Genomic DNA, 17,583 nt, shown 5'->3' with positions numbered 1-17,583 from the left:
TCCTTTTTTACTTACTGATTTTGTCGGCAATCTCACCAAGAACAGACGCTTGAATGTCAAACAGCTCCTTCAGACCCATTTGAGCAGACTCTAGCAAACTTTGCAAATCCTTCATCGAAAACGTCGCTTCTTCTCCGGTTCCTTGAAGTTCAACAAATTCGCCAGCTCCTGTCATTACGACATTCATATCGACTTCTGCTTGGCTATCCTCAATATAATTTAAGTCTAACACGACTCCATGATCTTTGACGACCCCAACACTTGTCGCTGCCAAAAAGCTCGTCACCGGGAAAGTCGGCAATTCTTTTTCTCTTTGTAAACGGTCTAAAGCGATCGCCATCGCCACAAAGGCACCTGTAATCGATGCTGTCCGCGTGCCGCCATCCGCTTGAATCACATCACAATCAACCCAAACTGTACGTTCACCAATCGCTTCAAGGTCCACCACCGCTCGCAACGCCCGACCAATTAAACGTTGAATTTCCATCGTTCGTCCAGATACTTTTCCTTTGGACGATTCACGAATATTACGCTGCTCCGTTGCTCTTGGTAACATCGAATACTCAGCAGAAATCCATCCCTTTCCGCTTCCTCGCATAAACGGCGGCACTCTATCTTCTATACTCGCTGTACAAATGACTCGTGTGTCTCCTACTGTAATAAGCACAGAGCCTTCCGGATGCTTTAAAAAATCTTTTTCTATATGTACTTTACGCAATTCATTATGATTTCTACCGTCAACTCTCATGGGGTTCCTCCTTTAATTGAACAGGCATCCTCACTTGTCCGATTCCGTGCAAGCAAGGATGCTGCTCCTTCATTCGCTACTACTATATAATAGCGTAAATTTCGTTGTTCACAAGCCAATCGGGTTAATAAATTCTGGTCTTGTCACCGAACTGCTCAGAGGCTCCCCTTTTTCAGTAATGATTTCCGAGCTTCCTGCTACTTGGATCGCTAAGCTTTCAATTGTACCGTCTTCAGTTAACGACAAGGCTAACAGTTTTAATATGTGGTCAGACACCATTTTATTTTCCATGCTACCAAGAATGGCTTCATTAAAGTTCAATGTCACTCTCCCATCCTTTACAATCGGGCGTTCAAGTAGCTCGGCCTGTGGGATAAATTCAGTGACTAGCCCTGAACCAACTTTTGGCCCTTTCGTCAGCTCTTTTATCACGGCTGTAATTTGATCCTCTTCACTATTGGCAATCCGCCTAGTGACAGGTACATAATAATAGTTATCTCCCTGTTGTGCCATAAAATATACCGTCACTGGTCTTGTATTGGCTACGTCTACCACATTAGACGTATCAAAATTAATCCCCGACTTCCGAGTCATTCCTTTCGCATGTAACGGCATATTGGCAACCGGCATTTCCTTCAGTTCATGGCCGTTAATTCTCATTTTCACTCGACTAATCGAATCAAATTGAGTCAATGTCCATGTCACCGCTTGTACAATCCGAGCCTCATCTTCTTTTGCATACTCTTTAAATTCAGGTGAGAAATCAACAGTCGCTACTCCCTTTTGAACATCTACACTCTGCACTTGAGTGCCTGCCGGTAAAACGGGACGAAAATCATTCGGCAGCATATTAGAAATTGGTCCTTCCGCTACTAGGTGCTCTAGCGCCTGCTTGGCCAAACTTTTTGTATTGGAAAGGGGCATCGTCTGTGAAACGACGTAACCATTTTTATCAATTAAATAAAGTTCCGTCATCACCATATTTTTATCTTGCTTCGTCAGTGGCTGTTCCTCACCTTTCAAATTATCGGTATACGTTACTGATTGCGGCGGATCAATTTTTTCTTTTTTCTCCCCAGATAGTAAACCACACCCAGTAGCATAAACCGAAGCAATCAAGATAGCGACTACAGCTGTCGTTTTCTTATTGAGCATACTGACCCCTCCTAAAGCTGTTTGTACTAAATATACGAGCCATTCATCAAGTTAGAACCGGTCAAATAAAATCTTCTATTCTAGTAAAAAAACGACCCACTTAGCTACCTAAGCGGATCGTTTCAACTTGTATTTGTTTATTTTGTAGCCAATCCGAAGCAATTCGATAAAACAGCTCTTTAGAACCCGTCGTAAAAAAACGATGTGGAGAGCCCTTCACCTTCGATTGGATTTGTTGATAATCAAGAATTGCACTCACTTCACGAGCCGTTTCTTCTCCTGAACTAATAATCTGCACCTGATCGCCAAGCGTGTTAGAAATCACTGTTTCTAGTAACGGATAATGTGTACATCCTAATATGACTGTATCAATGGACGTATGCTTTAAAGGCTTTAATGTTTCAGCCACTATTTTTTTCGCCATTGCACTTTTATGCTCACCACTTTCCACGAGTGGCACAAATTTAGGGCAGGCAATGGAGGTGACTTCAACATGGTCGTTAATCGCCTTCAATGCATGTTCATACGCACCACTTTTGACTGTTCCAATCGTCCCGAGCACAGCAATCTGATCATTTTTCGTGTGCTTAATAGCCGACCTTGCTCCAGGACGTATGACGCCAACGACCGGAATATCGAGCTCCTCTTGTATTTCCTCTAGCACAACTGCTGTGGCTGTATTACAGGCAATGACGAGCATTTTAATATCTTTTTCCAGTAAAAAACGGGTCATTTCCCATGTGAAAGCTTTCACTTCCTCAGCCGGCCGTGGACCGTACGGACAGCGAGCCGTATCTCCAGTATAATAAATGGTTTCATTCGGGAGCTGGCGCATCATTTCTTTCACTACGGTCAACCCACCGACGCCCGAATCCATGACTCCAATTGGTCTATTCAACACATTCGCCTCATTCTTCCTTCATTTCTTGATGCATTTTTTGTAAGTTTCGTTTAAGCGATTCCACTTCTTCCTTCGTGAAATCCATTAATATTTGTTTTACATACAGCTGACGCTTCGCAATCACTTCATTAATAATTCGCGACCCTTCACTCAACAGATGGATGCGAACAATTCGTCGATCATGCACATCTCTTACACGCTCAACTAGCTTTGTTTTCTCCATGCGATCAATCAAATCAGTTGTCGTGCTACAAGCTAAGTACATTTTCGTTGATAGATCACCAATCGTCATATCCCCTTCCTCAAACAGCCATTGTAACGCAATAAACTGCGGGGGCGTAATATGGTAATCACTCAAAATTTCGCGACCTTTTTGCTTAATGATCACATTTATATAGCGTAATTCCTTTTCAATTTCCGCAACAAATTCAGATGAACAGTCTAGCTCTTCTGTCATTCCTTTTGCACTCCTCAATCTCTTTTGCATTTAACGTATATTCCTATATTTTCTCTTTTTTTTTGAAAAAATGCAAGAGTTGCCCGACTTCTCTTATAAAGTGAAGCTTCAATCAGCTCCCGCTAATGAAGGATAAACGAAAAAAAGATGGCGTCAACGTTCAACGCCATCTTTCTTCTTAAAGCTTCAGTTCACCCATGCGCAATAATTCAATAATTGCCTGTGAACGGCCTTTAACGCCTAGCTTTTGAATGGAATTAGAGATATGGTTTCTAACAGTTTTTTCGCTAATAAATAATTCTTCCGCGATTTCTTTCGTTGTTTTATCCTGAACTAGTAACGTAAACACTTCTTTTTCTCTTTTCGTTAAAAGTGGTTTTCGAACAAAGCGGTGCTCCCTCACTTGACATTTACCCTCCTCGCCTCCGCCAGCTTCTCAACACAGATAGTACGGCCGTTACGGTATCATATGTTAAAAGGTGAAGATTTGACATTTAAGAGTAAAAATATTTTAATAGGAGCCTACTTTGAAATTTGTGTAAGCTTTTCTTTCATATCTTCTGTTAATAGCGATGGTTTGTGCGTTTCTTTAGAAATTTGAACGACTCTTCCTCTCCCAACAAAACAGATATTTCCGTTCTGATTGACCCCTTTATAATGAAGATCGGCGGAAGATTGACCGATCGTCGCCGCTTTCACGAAAATTTTCAGCTTTTCTCCAAAGAAGACTTGCTGAATGAAATCACATTGTAAGTCTGCAACGACGATGATCGTACGGCTATCTTCTTTCACCCAGTCCTCCATTAATCCGATTTCCTTGAAAAATTCAATGCGCGCTTCTTCAAAATAAACGAATGGAACCGTGTTGTTTAAATGACCAAACATATCGGTTTCCGAAAAGCGAACGCTTACAGGATGAAAAAAGCGAAAATCATGTTCCCATTGACTCCAGTCCTCGATATATGCAATCTTTTTCATTTCCCATCTCCCCCTTTGTTTGTAAAAAAAAGCTGCCTCCTACGAAACAGTATCTAGTATCTAGATCATGTACATTCGTAGGAGGCAAGCTTTTGAAAAAACATTCTTATTACATATTAATCTACTTGATGATCGCTTCCGAAGAAGTTGCGGAATGCTTGAACTGTTGCGTCGCGGTTCAACGCAGCAATGGATGTTGTCAAAGGAATTCCCTTCGGACAAGATTGCACACAGTTTTGAGAGTTCCCGCAGTTTGCAAGACCACCATCTCCCATAATCGCTTGCAAACGTTCATCTTTATTCATTGCACCTGTTGGATGTGCGTTAAATAAGCGAACTTGCGATAACGGTTGAGGACCGATAAAGTTTGATTTGCTATTTACGTTCGGACAAGCTTCTAAACAAACACCACAAGTCATACATTTAGATAATTCGTAAGCCCATTGACGTTTTCTTTCCGGCATACGCGGACCAGCGCCAAGGTCGTACGTTCCATCGATCGGAATCCATGCTTTTACCTTTTTCAAAGAGTCAAACATGCGACTACGATCAACTTGTAAGTCACGGACAACTGGGAATGTACTCATTGGAGCTAAGCGAATTGGCTGCTCTAATTGATCGACTAGTGCTGTACATGATTGTCTCGGCTTGCCGTTAACGACCATGGAACATGCACCACACACTTCTTCAAGACAGTTCATATCCCAAGCAATCGGCGTTGATTGTTGACCTTTTGCATTGACTGGATTTCGACGAATTTCCATTAACGCCGAAATAACGTTCATATTCGGGCGATATGGAATTTCGAACTCTTCATCGTACGGAGCAGAATCCACCGCGTCTTGACGAGTAATGATAAAACGAACGGACTTGTTCTCACTCATCTTTATTTCTCCTCCTTCTTCTTAGTGTAGTCGCGCTTACGAGGAGGGATTAATGAAATATCCACATCTTCGTAATGGAATGCAGGTGCTTCATTATCACCTTTAAATGTTGCCATTGTTGTTTTCAAGAAGTCTTCATCATTACGATCCGGGAAGTCAGGCTTGTAATGCGCTCCACGGCTTTCGTCACGATTTAAAGCACCAATTGTGATGACGCGAGCAAGGTGAAGCATGTTTTTCAACTGACGAGTGAAAGCAGCTCCTTGATTGCTCCATTTCGCTGTATCGTTAATGTTGATGTTTTTCCAACGTTCCATTAACTCAACAATCTTATCATCTGTTTGCTTCAGCTTGTCGTTGTGACGAACAACCGTTACGTTCGCTGTCATCCACTCACCAAGCTCTTTATGAAGGATATAAGCGTTTTCTTTTCCATCAAGAGACATGATTTCGTTCCATTTCGCTTCTTCTTGCTTCGCATAGCGATCGAAAATAGAAGAAGAAATAGCGTCAGATGTTTTCTCAAGACCATTAATGTATTTAACAGCATTCGGTCCAGCTACCATACCGCCATAAATAGCAGAAAGTAGAGAGTTGGCACCTAAGCGGTTCGCACCATGCTGTGAATAATCACATTCACCGGCCGCAAATAAACCAGGAATATTTGTTTGTTGCTCATAATCCACCCATAATCCACCCATAGAGTAGTGAACGGCTGGGAAAATTTTCATTGGCACTTTACGTGGATCGTCACCCATGAATTTCTCATAGATTTCAATGATTCCACCAAGTTTGATGTCTAGTTCATGTGGATCTTTATGAGATAGATCCAAATACACCATGTTTTCACCGTTGATACCTAATTTTTGATTCACACACACATCAAAAATTTCACGTGTCGCAATATCACGCGGTACAAGGTTTCCGTAAGCCGGATATTTTTCTTCAAGGAAGTACCAAGGCTTACCGTCTTTGTATGTCCAAACACGTCCACCTTCTCCACGAGCAGACTCACTCATTAGACGAAGCTTATCATCCCCCGGAATTGCTGTCGGGTGAATTTGGATAAATTCTCCATTCGCATAGTTAACACCTTGTTGATAAACGATAGAAGCGGCAGAACCTGTGTTAATAACCGAGTTCGTTGATTTTCCGAAAATGATACCAGGGCCACCTGTCGCCATAATAACGGCATCACCAGGGAACGTTTGAATGCTCATATCCGTTAAGTTTTGTCCAACGATTCCACGACAAATTCCTTCATCGTCAACGACTGCACCAAGGAATTCCCATCCTTCGTACTTCGTCACAAGACCAGCTACTTCATGACGACGAACTTGCTCATCCAATGCATATAAAAGCTGTTGACCAGTTGTCGCACCCGCAAACGCTGTACGGTGATGTTGTGTACCTCCGAAACGGCGGAAATCAAGAAGTCCTTCCGGCGTACGGTTGAACATAACTCCCATACGATCCAATAAGTGAATGATTCCTGGAGCTGCTTTTGTCATTGCTTCTACCGGTGGTTGGTTAGCAAGAAAGTCTCCTCCATAGATCGTATCATCAAAGTGAACATAAGGTGAATCTCCTTCACCTTTCGTATTAACAGCACCGTTAATACCGCCTTGCGCACAAACAGAGTGAGAACGCTTTACTGGAACTAATGAGAATAGATCGACTTGCGTTCCTTCTTCTGCTGCTTTAATTGTAGCCATTAAACCGGCTAATCCGCCGCCGACTACGATAACTTTTCCTTTACCCATTGAGACTCACTCCCTTTTCTCCAAATTCCGAACTAAGTATCTTTAAATAGATCATAATCTAAATTAAACGAAAGCTAAAATTGCACGAATACCTACAACAGAAAGCGCAACAAATACACCCATTGTAACGTAAGTCATAATTTGCTGAGAGCGTGGAGAAATTGTGATTCCCCAACTTACACAAAATGACCATAAACCATTAGCAAAATGGAATATAGTAGACACAACTCCAACTATGTAGAAACCAAGCATAAATGGATTAGATAAAATACTTTCCATCATTTGATAATTCACATCAGCGCCTAATGCCGCTTGAATTCTTGTCTCCCATACATGCCACGCAACAAACACAAGTGTCACTACACCTGATACACGTTGTAGGAAGAACATTTGATTTCGGAAGAATGAATATCTACCCGCATTGTTCTTTGCTGTAAAGGCAATGTACAAGCCATAAATAGCATGGAATAATAACGGTAGAAAAATGATGAATACTTCCAAGAAATAGCGAAACGGTAACTGCTCCATGAAGTGAGCCGCATTGTTAAACGCTTCCTCACCCTTCGTTGCAAAATGGTTGATTACTAAGTGTTGTACTAAAAACAGTCCTACAGGAATAACACCAAGTAATGAATGCAACCTGCGATAAAAAAACTCTCGATTGTCAGCCACGATTTACCCCCCTTAATTTTGAAGCGTCCGGCAAAATATTTCTACTATTCTGCATAGCCTCCTATTATAACAATTATGTGACAACACCATTTTACTCCCAACGTCACAGAGCGTCAAGAATGCGTATACATCTTTTTATATTCTGAAAAAACTACAAGTTATGAAACATGCTTTTTTCCTCTTTTTTTCACTATTGTAGCATTATGTCGAAAGAACAATTGGAAAGATGAACGTTCCACCTTTTTTCTAGCGATCAAGTTGTATATAATGAATAGCAGAAAGTGGGGATTAAAATTGACAAACCAAACTGATAAACAAGAAACAGACGCTCTTTCCGTCCCTGTCTTCGGTTATGAAATTATTAGAGACGTTTTGCTTACAGATGTATTAGGGAAAGAAACAGCAGACATCCTTTACTGGGCTGGAAAATCGATTGCTCGCAAGTTTCCTTGTGCTACCTTTGATGACCTCGCCTCTTTTTTCATCGAAGCGGGCTGGGGCGAGCTTACACTACTAAAAGAATCAAAAAACGCAAAAATATTCGTTTTGAGCGGTCCCTTTATTGATCGAAGGTTTTCTGTTCAAACCGAACCTTCCTTCACATTAGAAAGTGGATTTTTAGCTGAACAAATTAGCTTACAAGCACAAACGATCGCCGAGTCAATATGTGAAGTTCAAAAGCGCGCTCAAACAGTTCAAGTGACCGTGAAGTGGGAGTAGATAGAGAGTATTACATCGGACTGCTATACATATTTCTTCGTTTTTCACGCTATAAGATAGGCAGCGGGGCATTGCTCCCCGCTGCCCATAATAACTGTCATCTATTTTAATTTTTCAATTATTACTTCTGCTGTCCGCTCCGGAATGCCAATCGCTACAATCTCTTCCTTCGTAGCTGTCTTCAATTTTTTTACAGAACCAAAGGCTTTCAATAGCATTTTCTTTCTTTTTGGTCCAACACCATCAATGTCATCTAAAATCGATTGAAAAGCACTCTTCCCACGTAGCTCACGATGAAACGTAATTGCAAAACGGTGCACTTCATCTTGAATCCGCTGCAATAAATAAAATTCCTGACTATTATGTTGAAGCGGGACGACTTCAAGCGGGTCACCATATAACAACTGAGAAGTACGATGCTTATCATCTTTCGCAAGCCCAGCGACTGGAACATCTAGGTTCAATTCATGTACTAGAACCTCTCTTGCCGCTTCAACCTGCCCTTTTCCTCCATCAATCACCACTAAATCTGGTAATGGGAGACCTTCTTTTAACACCCGAGTGTAACGACGACGAATCACTTCACGCATGGATCCGTAATCATCTGGTCCTTCCACCGTTTTAATCTTAAATTTACGATATTCCTTCTTCATCGGTTTCCCATCGATAAAGACGATCATCGCGGAAACTGGATCTGTCCCTTGAATATTAGAATTATCGAAAGCCTCAATGCGAAGAGGAAGGTGAATATTCATCGCTTCACCGAGTCGTTCCACCGCTTTAATCGTTCGCTCCTCGTCTCGTTCAATTAAAGCAAATTTTTCTTGCAACGCAACGGCTGCATTTTTCTCTGCTAACTTGACGAGCTCTTTCTTTTGACCTTTTTGCGGCTTCAACATCTTCACTTCAATCAATTGTTCTGCTAAAGTCGCATCGATTTCCTCTGGCAACAATATTTCCTTCGGCTTAAAGTGGTTCGGCTGGTCATAAAATTGGTTTAGATACGTTAAAAACTCTTCTTCCGGCTCATCGTAAAACGGAAATAAAGAGACGTCACGTTCAATTAGCTTTCCTTGACGGACAAAAAAGACTTGCACACACATCCAGCCTTTATCAACCGCATAGCCGAACACATCACGATCCATTAAATCGGTCGTGTTGATCTTTTGTTTTTCCATTAATGCATCGATATGGGAGATTTGATCTCGATATTCCTTCGCTCGCTCAAACTCCAGCTTTTCCGCTGCTTCGTGCATTTTTGCTGTTAATTGCTCTTTCACTTGCTGATGCCCGCCCTGTAGAAATCGACTTATTTCCTGGGTAATATGTCGATAGTCTTCCTCCGTCACTTCTTTCACACAAGGAGCTAAGCATTGCCCCATATGATAATAAAGGCAAACTCGATCAGGCAAGTTCGTACACTTTCTTAAAGGATACAATCGGTCTAATAATTTTTTCGTCTCATTAGCTGCCTGTGCATTCGGGTAAGGGCCGAAATATTTCCCTTTATCCTTTTGTACTTTTCGAGTGATGAGTAGTCGTGGATGACGTTCAGCCGTTACTTTAATGAATGGATAGCTTTTGTCATCCTTTAACATAATATTATATTTTGGATCATGCTTTTTAATTAAGTTCAGTTCTAAAATTAATGCTTCTAAATTAGAAGAAGTCATAATGTACTCAAAGTCTTCAATTTCATTGACGAGACGCTGCGTTTTGCCATCATGAGAGCCGGTAAAATAAGAGCGCACACGATTTTTCAACACCTTTGCCTTCCCGACATAAATGACCGTTCCATACCGGTCCTTCATTAAATAACAGCCCGGCTGATCCGGAAGCAACGCTAATTTATGTTTAATAATATCATTCATTTTTTCCACCTCCAGATGGCGTCCACTCATAAAGAATCACTTGATCATACACAGGATCAAACAAATGATTTGATGTAAATTCAGCTTTTTTCGTCAGTTGATTCGTTAATGATTGGCCGGTTTGCTGTTCAAAGCCATGCACAACTTTATCTGTCAAATAAATGTGGCGATTTCTTTGTAATGAAGCATCTGCGATAAAGTGATCGTAGCTAAACAGCCGCTTATGAGGAAAAGAAACTTGGCGATATTCAAATACCCTCGTTTCCTCCCAAGTATACACAATAAATGGTTCCTGTACTTCTTCTAAATAATTCGTAGCTTGAATGACAGCTAACGAATCGTTTGCCTGCTCTTTCAACAACGGTATCGCGATCGTCACTTCAACAACAATAGTGATCGCAACAGCAACCGTGAACCATCTTTTCCAGCTTACTTTCGTTAAAAGTAAGAGTGGCAATAATGAGATTAAGGGCAAACTATGCCGCGGTTTATCGATATTTTGAGCAAAGAGCACCCAAAGAAAATAAGAAAGGAATACGGCAAACCAACTGAACCAAACGATATCACTTTTCTCTTTATTTTTATTGAAGAAAGCAGCTAGCAATGTCCCTCCTAAGACGAGTGTTAACGCAAAATGTTCAACAAAAGTACCACTCCATAACATATTGTAGAACAGTAAATAATGGATTCTTTCAAACAAAGAAGCATCGCTCGCAATCGCTGTGCCTCCCCATTCAGTAAAATGACCATCGGTAAACCCTAAAGCAATATCAATAAATGTTTTCAAGCTACCAACATTACTAATTAATGCGCTCACCCAAGCTAAATTGGCCGCGATCAATAGAACAAGCTGAAAAACAATCCCACGTCCATCGTTTGTTTTTTTCCAATACCATATCCAGTATACAATAATAGCCACAAAGGCAGCCACATAGGAGAGGCGAACCCCAAATAATATCGCTAATAATAGCATGGGCCAAACGCCAGCCTCTCTCGTTCCTCGTTCAAACGCACGCATCAGTGACCAAAGAAACCAGAAAAAGATAGACAGTGCCATCGGTTCAGAAATTGGTTGTTGCATCATAATAAGAGAAAACGGCAAGCAATGAATGACAATAGCTGTCAAAAAAGCTGGCACAGTCGGCAAGGAATGCTTCGCTAACTTAAAAAGCGGATAAAGGCTCGTCAAATAGATCGCTTTATTCCACATCGATATCGCAAACTCAGCATCTTTCACGACCGCATTCACCACTGTAGCCGCTAGTATAAAAAAGGGGTAACCTGGAAAATGAGGTTGCATCGTTAATAAGTCAAAACGAATGACACCAAGGGCAAAATCCACTTGATCCCACGTAGAAGGAATAACAGTTGGCAAGGCAAAGATATATCCCCATAATGCTAACAGTGCAATGATCATGATCTTTACATAAAGAGTACGCATACAAAGCTCCTTTGAAATGAAAGTAGTAGCCTAAACGACAATAAAGACCCGCCTAAAGGCGAGTCTTGCAGAGGGAGATCAACATTATACAGCTTTTCTTTTCTTGAATGACGGTTTACTGATTTTTCCTTGACTAATAAGTCGCATCATAACCAGAACGATAGCAAAGTATCCCCAGTAACCAAGCACTTGCTCAAGCGATGGATTATGACTGTAACCGAACATGGCCGCCATAAACAATCCGACTTGACCACTAATCAGTGTTTCATTTCCCGTATCGCGAAGATAGTGCATTTCATCTTGATAATGCTCTGGCATAATATGAATAATATTGTACACTTCCGCCGGCTTTCCTTCCGCTGTCGTGTAAAGAGAACCCATCTTTCCAAGGTCTTGCAACACGCCAATCCCTTGAACGAGCAAACCTGCGGCAATGAACATAATCAGAATTCCTGTCACATTGAAGAATGTTTTCAGTGAAAACTTCATCGTACCGGAGAAGAACATATAGCCGAGCACGAGAGCCATTAATAAACCAGCTAACGCACCTGAACTTTGAAATACTTTTGTAATATCTCCGCCACTGATCGCTGCGAAGAAAAAGACCGTTTCTACTCCTTCACGAACGACGATTAAGTAGGAGTGAATAATTAAAGCGGACACACTGCCTGCTGTCACCGCTGCACCAATTTTTTTCTGCATATCGCCGTTAACATCTTTAGATTCCTTCTTCATCCAAATGACCATATGCGTTAATAAAAAGACCGAAGCGAATAAAATTCCTACTTTTAAATAAACTTCTGAACCGAAGCTGGCAAACCCCGTGAACACGACTTGGAACACGAGAGCAATTAAAAAGCTGGAAACAATCGCTAAAAATACGCCGACATAAATCCATTTTTTATATTGGTTAGCATCTAACCGCGTTAAATAAGAAAGAATTAAACCAACGATTAAGATCGCTTCTAACGCTTCACGTAGCGTAATTAAAAATGCTTGAAAATCCATGTTGTACTCCCCCTGCGCCTTTTCCTATTGCTTCTTTTGTTTCCGTTTATTCACAACAATCATCACGATTAATAAAACAACGAGGCCGATAGATAGCCAGAACCAAAAGCTCGATGTCCCGCCCTCTTGCATTTGATCAAGAAAGTCTAAGTTGTCTTTCGTTAAGTGACTTTTATCTTGTTCTTCCGACACAATTGGAAAAATCGGCTGGATGGTATCAATAATAAATTGCGTTTGTTTCGTAAATGTCTCTGGATCATTTTGTTGATCACCGATTCCGAACAATCCCGGATTCCCTAATGCTTTCAAAGAATCATCAAATGCTTTATAAATGCTATCAACTGTTGTCTGATCTGTTTGCTCAACCATTTCTGGTTCTAAAACCGCAAACGTTCCACGCGCTTTCGCCAACAGCAATTTCGCTTGACCGTAATCATCAAATTGCTCTTGTGCGAAATGAAGGCGCCGTTCAATATTTAAGCGCATCGCTGCTTGCCAGCTACGGCGCATCAATTCTTTATCTTTACTCTCAATGGCCTTTTCTATATCTGGTACCGTTTTCTTAAAATATAAACTAAAATCCTTCTCATACGTTTGATAAACTTCTTTTACTTTTCCCCAGTCATCATGATCGAGATGAACAGTTAACTCTTTATACGCTTCCGCCATTTTCTCTTCATTTGGATCACCATAAGAATAGGCAGCTGTATTTAGAGGAAAAGCAAAAGAATTAAGTATAAATATAAATATAAAACTTAAAAAAAGAGAACTTTTTTTCATTTCCGTGCCTCCCATCTATTTGATGATAATGATTATCAATTTTATTGTCAATATTTTTTTGTCACAAATATTTAGTTTTTTGTAGCTATATACTTTTTTGTTCGCTCGACTTTTTGTACTGGGCGGCTCATTTCTTTATAAATGGCTGGTAACACATTCATCATATACGATTTAAATTTAATAAATGACTGCCCAGTGGTACGCACTTGATACTCAATTGGTACTTCTTTCATTCGAAACCCTTTGCGAACAATATTCAATGTGACCACTTGCGCATAGTTATAATCATGAATAATTTCTGCTTCTGCCATCACATCATTAGAAAATGCCCGCATCCCCGATTGACCGTCATAAATCCACTGACGTAGCAAGATCGATTGCAACAAAGTAAAACAATAGTTTCCTAAACGGCGATGAATTCTCATTCCATCAATTGTTCCTTTAAATCGAGAGCCCATCGTATAATCTGCTTCTCCACGTAAGATCGGCTCAATCAGCTCTGGAATTTGTCTAGCAGGATATTCACCATCCGCATCAATCATCACACCAATATCCGCTTGCAAACGAAGGCATTCTTGCAAACCACGACGAACAGCGGCACCTAGTCCGCTGTTTTTCTCCATATGCACAATATGATCGGCTCCTGCTGCTTGAGCGACTTCAACCGTCCGATCGGTTGACCCATCATTAATCACCAACACCTCTACAACAATCGAAGGATCAAATTGCCGCGGCACCTCTTGAATGACAGCGGCAATCGCTTCTTCTTCGTTGTAAGCAGGCAAAAATACAACAATTTTCTTTTTAGTCAATGGATTCATTCCTCTTTTCTACAAATGCTTCTTCTAGTACTGGTCCGCGGGCATGGTCTGGTAGCGGAGCACCAAGTATATACGCAAGAGTAGACGCCATTGACACAAGACTGCGTTTTTCTTGCACTTTCTCCCCTTGCTTAATATTTGGCCCATGCATAAAGAATGGCACAAATCGTTCTCCTTCATCTAAATGTCCGTGTCCACCGATGCCGTCTGCTTGACCGTGATCGGCACAAATCATCAAGGTTGTATTGTCCATCTTCCCTTCCGCTTGTAACCACTCAACAAAATCCTTCACCAATGCATCGGCTTCTTCGATTTTCTCAATGTACTCATCATAAAACACGCCGCGACTATGTCCGGTTTGGTCGGTCGCAATCATTTGAACGATAAATAAATCTGGATCTTGCTCCTTCATGATTTTTTTCGCTCGCTTCATAATGTTCGGATCGGCCTCATCATTTTTCATGACAGCTGTGACCGTTTCGACATCATCCCCCATCGAATCAACTAAATGAGCAATACCGAGCAGGCGTCCTTTTTTGCCAACCTTTCTAAGCGAATCAAAAATACTTTCGGTTTTGATGCCAAGTTTGTACACCATATTCGACTGAATGCCATGTTCAAATGGATAAGTGCCAGTAAACATTGAAGAAAAACAAACGACCGTTCGAGCGGGATAGACCGTTTCCATATTCGTATATTCTGTCCCGTTCTCCTTCAAAAAATCAAGGTAAGGGGTGTTTGCTTCATAAAAACGCTCTTTACGCATGCCATCAATGACAATCACAACGACTCGATCGGTTTGATGATCAGGAGCCACTTCTGGCATCGTTGCATATTGTTCATACGGCTTTGGCTTCCAATCAAATAAATAACGGTGAAGAATGAAAGTAAATAGAAATACTCCGGCATAAAACCAGCCAATACTGTTCCAATCGATCGCTACACCTGCGACACTTTGTTCGAAAAACTGCTGCCAAAGCATCAGTAACAGCAAAAATTTCGGTAGTTGCTCCTGAGCATTCCCGCTTGTCGAATCACTGTTTTTCAGTACAAGCTTCCAAAAACGAGTGAAGTTCCAAAGCGTGATGCCGATCCGTAAATGATAATAAATCGTCCCCCAAAAGAAGACCGTAAAGAAAAAATATAAACCTAACGCTAGCGCCAATAGCGAAAAATCAACCGTTCCTCCAATTAGCAAAAAAGCAACGAACGGCATCCATAAATAATTTCTTAAAAAGAGTGGAAAATCATAAATAAAATAAAGAACAAAAAGCGGTAATACGAGCAAAAAACCCAAACCTAACGCTTTCAAATGTTCCACTTGTCCTAAGTCAAAAAAATGATAAATCAGCATCGTACCAATGACAAAGATAGGCGTAAACGGCTTGCCTTCGTTCAGTAAATTCCAGCAGCGGGCCGCAAACTTTTCAAATTTTGATGCACTTTTCATCGGTGAATGTCTCCTTTCTTTTTCATATGCAACACATTTTTAAACGAGAGCGGATGAATGAACGAAACGACAGCCCCCGCTCCAAAGGAAAAAATAAATTTAAGTCCATGTGTAATCAGTGCCACTGTCATACCAAACTCGATCGTGTCACCAATCGTGCGAAAAGCGAGTGACATGACCGTTTCATAGTTCGCAATCCCACCAGGTGTGATCTGAAAGGTTTGACCAACGACTGTGATGCTATTAATCCATATCGCTTCAAAAGAATGAACTGGATGAGCAAGAGCCAAGGCCACCGTCCAAACAAGTGCTGCTTCCATGACCCAACTAAGCAAAACTAGGACAAATATAGGGAGCGTCGATGCTCGCCAAAAGGTCTCTTTAAAAAAATTCCATTGACGGCGAAATAGTTCTTTTTTCCAACGAATGACCGCAACGATGAATAATCCTCCTATGAAAGTGAAGGCGATCACGAGCACTAGCGAAAACTCCGTCGGAAAGGGCTGCCAATAAAGACCAACATAGGCGATTCCGATGAGAATGAAAAAATCAAACCCTCTCATGACCGCAACCGACTGTAACGCTAGAAAATAATCCTGGTCTTCACGCTCTTTACATACGTAAGCCCGAAATAGCTCTCCTGCTTTCACAGGGAGCAAATGATTCACAAATAAACTATATAAAATCCCGATCAATGCCGTTGAAAAGCGAATTCGCCCACGAAGATACCATGTCCATGCCATAGCTTTGATCACAAATGATATGCCGTAGATGCCTAAACCACCAATTAGCAACCACGGATGCTGCCTTACTGTTTGTAAAGAAGACGTCAGCATCGATAAGTCGATGTATTGATACAATAGCCAGAAAAACAAAGCTAAGATCAGGAGAGAAATCCCCCTTTTCATTCCTTTATAAATACACTTTATTTTCATACGCCCACTCAATTGTTCGTTTCATTCCTTCTTCGATCGAAGTAACTGGCTGAAATCCTAGCTCCTCTTTCGCTTTCGAAATATCTGCCCATGTCGAAAACACATCTCCGACTCGATGATCGCCATAATGGATGTTCATTTGTGGAAACTCTTTTTTTAGTAGCTCTAACAGCCGATCCATACTAGTCGGAGATCCCGCACCAATGTTCCAAACGGCATAGTTTTGTGGGTCGTTTAAGCTTAATAGAATGCCATTGACGACATCATCAACATACGTATAATCACGGCCACTTCCTTTGCCATAAATCTCGATCGGCTCACCGTTCATCGCTCGTTTAATAAACTTCGCCACCGCCATATCTGGACGTCCCCAAGGTCCATATACAGTAAAAAAGCGCAGGACAGATACGGAATAAGAGTAAAGATGAGCGTATACATGACAAAATGATTCCGCACTCCATTTCGACGCGGCATACGGAGAGATCACCCGGCCACTAGCCATCTCTTCCTTTAATGGAACACTCGGCTGCTCCCCGTATACGGAAGAGGAAGAAGCGAAAACTACCTTCTTTACTCCTGCTTTCCCGGCTGCTTCAAGCACATTAATCGTTATTTTAATATCATAATCGACATATAATAACGGCTCCTTTAATGAATAAGATACACCCGGTAAAGCCGCCAAATGAATGACCACATCTGGACGTATTTGATCGATCAGCTCCACCGTTGTCTCTCGATCCAGTAAATTATGCTCATAAAAATAAACTGACCCCACTTGATTAACGATCTCTATATGCTTTTTCTTCCGCTCAGGTGAATAATACGGATGGAAATGATCAATGATATGCACTTCTTGTCCCTCTTTGAGTAACTGAGTTGCTGTGTGCATTCCAATAAACCCTGCCCCACCTGTGATTACAATTTTCATCTTTTCTCACTCTTTTCTATTTCAACGTCACACGTCATTGTATCACAGCTTAAAAGAAAACGAGAAAAGCC

At 41.2% G+C, this 17,583-nt stretch carries 18 protein-coding genes; 1 reads left to right on the top strand and 17 read right to left on the bottom strand.

The features are described from left to right. Window positions 1-7 precede the first annotated feature (7 nt). The 9 genes from rph to CEF22_RS06190 form a co-directional block, all read right to left on the bottom strand. A complete protein-coding gene (gene rph, locus CEF22_RS06230; protein WP_095477607.1) occupies window positions 8-748 on the bottom strand; it encodes a ribonuclease PH in 741 nt (246 codons plus the stop codon). Between the two features lie 108 nt (window positions 749-856). Further along, window positions 857-1,903, bottom strand: a complete 1,047-nt coding sequence (locus CEF22_RS06225) for a GerMN domain-containing protein (RefSeq protein WP_100402173.1) — start codon at window positions 1,901-1,903, stop codon at window positions 857-859. Window positions 1,904-2,003: 100 nt separating this feature from the next. Next, on the bottom strand, window positions 2,004-2,801 hold the full coding sequence (racE, locus tag CEF22_RS06220; RefSeq protein WP_100403928.1) for a glutamate racemase: 798 nt from the start codon (window positions 2,799-2,801) through the stop codon (window positions 2,004-2,006). Between the two features lie 10 nt (window positions 2,802-2,811). Next, entirely contained in the window at window positions 2,812-3,261 is a 450-nt protein-coding gene (locus CEF22_RS06215; RefSeq protein ID WP_095477603.1) for a MarR family winged helix-turn-helix transcriptional regulator, read from the bottom strand. A gap of 178 nt (window positions 3,262-3,439) precedes the next feature. Then, a complete protein-coding gene (locus CEF22_RS06210; protein ID WP_094835889.1) occupies window positions 3,440-3,664 on the bottom strand; it encodes a helix-turn-helix domain-containing protein in 225 nt (74 codons plus the stop codon). Between the two features lie 119 nt (window positions 3,665-3,783). Continuing rightward, on the bottom strand, window positions 3,784-4,239 hold the full coding sequence (locus CEF22_RS06205) for an acyl-CoA thioesterase (RefSeq protein ID WP_100402172.1): 456 nt from the start codon (window positions 4,237-4,239) through the stop codon (window positions 3,784-3,786). A 116-nt stretch (window positions 4,240-4,355) separates the two neighbouring features. Continuing rightward, window positions 4,356-5,123 carry a succinate dehydrogenase iron-sulfur subunit gene (gene sdhB, locus CEF22_RS06200; RefSeq protein ID WP_100402171.1) on the bottom strand — a complete coding sequence of 256 codons (768 nt, stop codon included), beginning with the start codon at window positions 5,121-5,123 and terminating at the stop codon, window positions 4,356-4,358. Window positions 5,124-5,125: 2 nt separating this feature from the next. Next, window positions 5,126-6,886 (bottom strand): succinate dehydrogenase flavoprotein subunit, encoded by a 1,761-nt coding sequence (gene sdhA, locus CEF22_RS06195; RefSeq protein WP_100402170.1) that lies wholly within the window; start codon window positions 6,884-6,886, stop codon window positions 5,126-5,128. A 63-nt stretch (window positions 6,887-6,949) separates the two neighbouring features. Continuing rightward, the gene (locus CEF22_RS06190) at window positions 6,950-7,558 is read right to left on the bottom strand and encodes a succinate dehydrogenase cytochrome b558 subunit (RefSeq protein ID WP_100402169.1); all 609 of its coding nucleotides are present in this window, start codon (window positions 7,556-7,558) and stop codon (window positions 6,950-6,952) included. 294 nt (window positions 7,559-7,852) lie between these two features. Here CEF22_RS06190 and CEF22_RS06185 point away from each other — a divergent pair, with 294 nt between their 5' ends. Next, window positions 7,853-8,278 (top strand): YslB family protein, encoded by a 426-nt coding sequence (locus tag CEF22_RS06185; protein ID WP_232726073.1) that lies wholly within the window; start codon window positions 7,853-7,855, stop codon window positions 8,276-8,278. A 101-nt stretch (window positions 8,279-8,379) separates the two neighbouring features. Here CEF22_RS06185 and uvrC read toward each other — a convergent pair whose 3' ends face one another. From uvrC to CEF22_RS06145, 8 genes are all read right to left on the bottom strand, one after another. Next, window positions 8,380-10,149, bottom strand: coding sequence for an excinuclease ABC subunit UvrC (gene uvrC / locus CEF22_RS06180; protein ID WP_100402167.1), 1,770 nt, complete (start codon window positions 10,147-10,149; stop codon window positions 8,380-8,382). Then, the gene (locus tag CEF22_RS06175; RefSeq protein WP_100402166.1) at window positions 10,142-11,590 is read right to left on the bottom strand and encodes a glycosyltransferase family 39 protein; all 1,449 of its coding nucleotides are present in this window, start codon (window positions 11,588-11,590) and stop codon (window positions 10,142-10,144) included. Before CEF22_RS06175 ends, uvrC begins: the two co-directional genes overlap by 8 nt. 84 nt (window positions 11,591-11,674) lie before the next feature. Further along, window positions 11,675-12,598 carry an FTR1 family iron permease gene (locus CEF22_RS06170; protein WP_100402165.1) on the bottom strand — a complete coding sequence of 308 codons (924 nt, stop codon included), beginning with the start codon at window positions 12,596-12,598 and terminating at the stop codon, window positions 11,675-11,677. 24 nt (window positions 12,599-12,622) lie between these two features. Beyond that, the gene (locus tag CEF22_RS06165) at window positions 12,623-13,378 is read right to left on the bottom strand and encodes a hypothetical protein (RefSeq protein ID WP_100402164.1); all 756 of its coding nucleotides are present in this window, start codon (window positions 13,376-13,378) and stop codon (window positions 12,623-12,625) included. Between the two features lie 71 nt (window positions 13,379-13,449). Then, window positions 13,450-14,190: a glycosyltransferase family 2 protein gene (locus tag CEF22_RS06160; protein WP_100402163.1), complete on the bottom strand. Its 741-nt coding sequence runs from the start codon at window positions 14,188-14,190 to the stop codon at window positions 13,450-13,452. After that, complete coding sequence (locus CEF22_RS06155) at window positions 14,183-15,649, bottom strand: alkaline phosphatase family protein (protein WP_100402162.1); 1,467 nt, start codon at window positions 15,647-15,649, stop codon at window positions 14,183-14,185. Before CEF22_RS06155 ends, CEF22_RS06160 begins: the two co-directional genes overlap by 8 nt. Further along, window positions 15,646-16,584 carry a lysylphosphatidylglycerol synthase transmembrane domain-containing protein gene (locus CEF22_RS06150; protein WP_100402161.1) on the bottom strand — a complete coding sequence of 313 codons (939 nt, stop codon included), beginning with the start codon at window positions 16,582-16,584 and terminating at the stop codon, window positions 15,646-15,648. Before CEF22_RS06150 ends, CEF22_RS06155 begins: the two co-directional genes overlap by 4 nt. Beyond that, window positions 16,562-17,512: an NAD-dependent epimerase/dehydratase family protein gene (locus tag CEF22_RS06145; protein WP_100402160.1), complete on the bottom strand. Its 951-nt coding sequence runs from the start codon at window positions 17,510-17,512 to the stop codon at window positions 16,562-16,564. The genes CEF22_RS06150 and CEF22_RS06145 overlap by 23 nt, the downstream gene beginning before the upstream one ends. Window positions 17,513-17,583 lie beyond the last annotated feature (71 nt).

The sequence above is a fragment of the Bacillus sp. FJAT-42315 genome, assembly GCF_002797375.1.
Classification (GTDB): Bacteria; Bacillota; Bacilli; order Bacillales; family Domibacillaceae; genus Bacillus_CE.
This window is presented reverse-complemented; position numbering and strand designations above follow the sequence as displayed.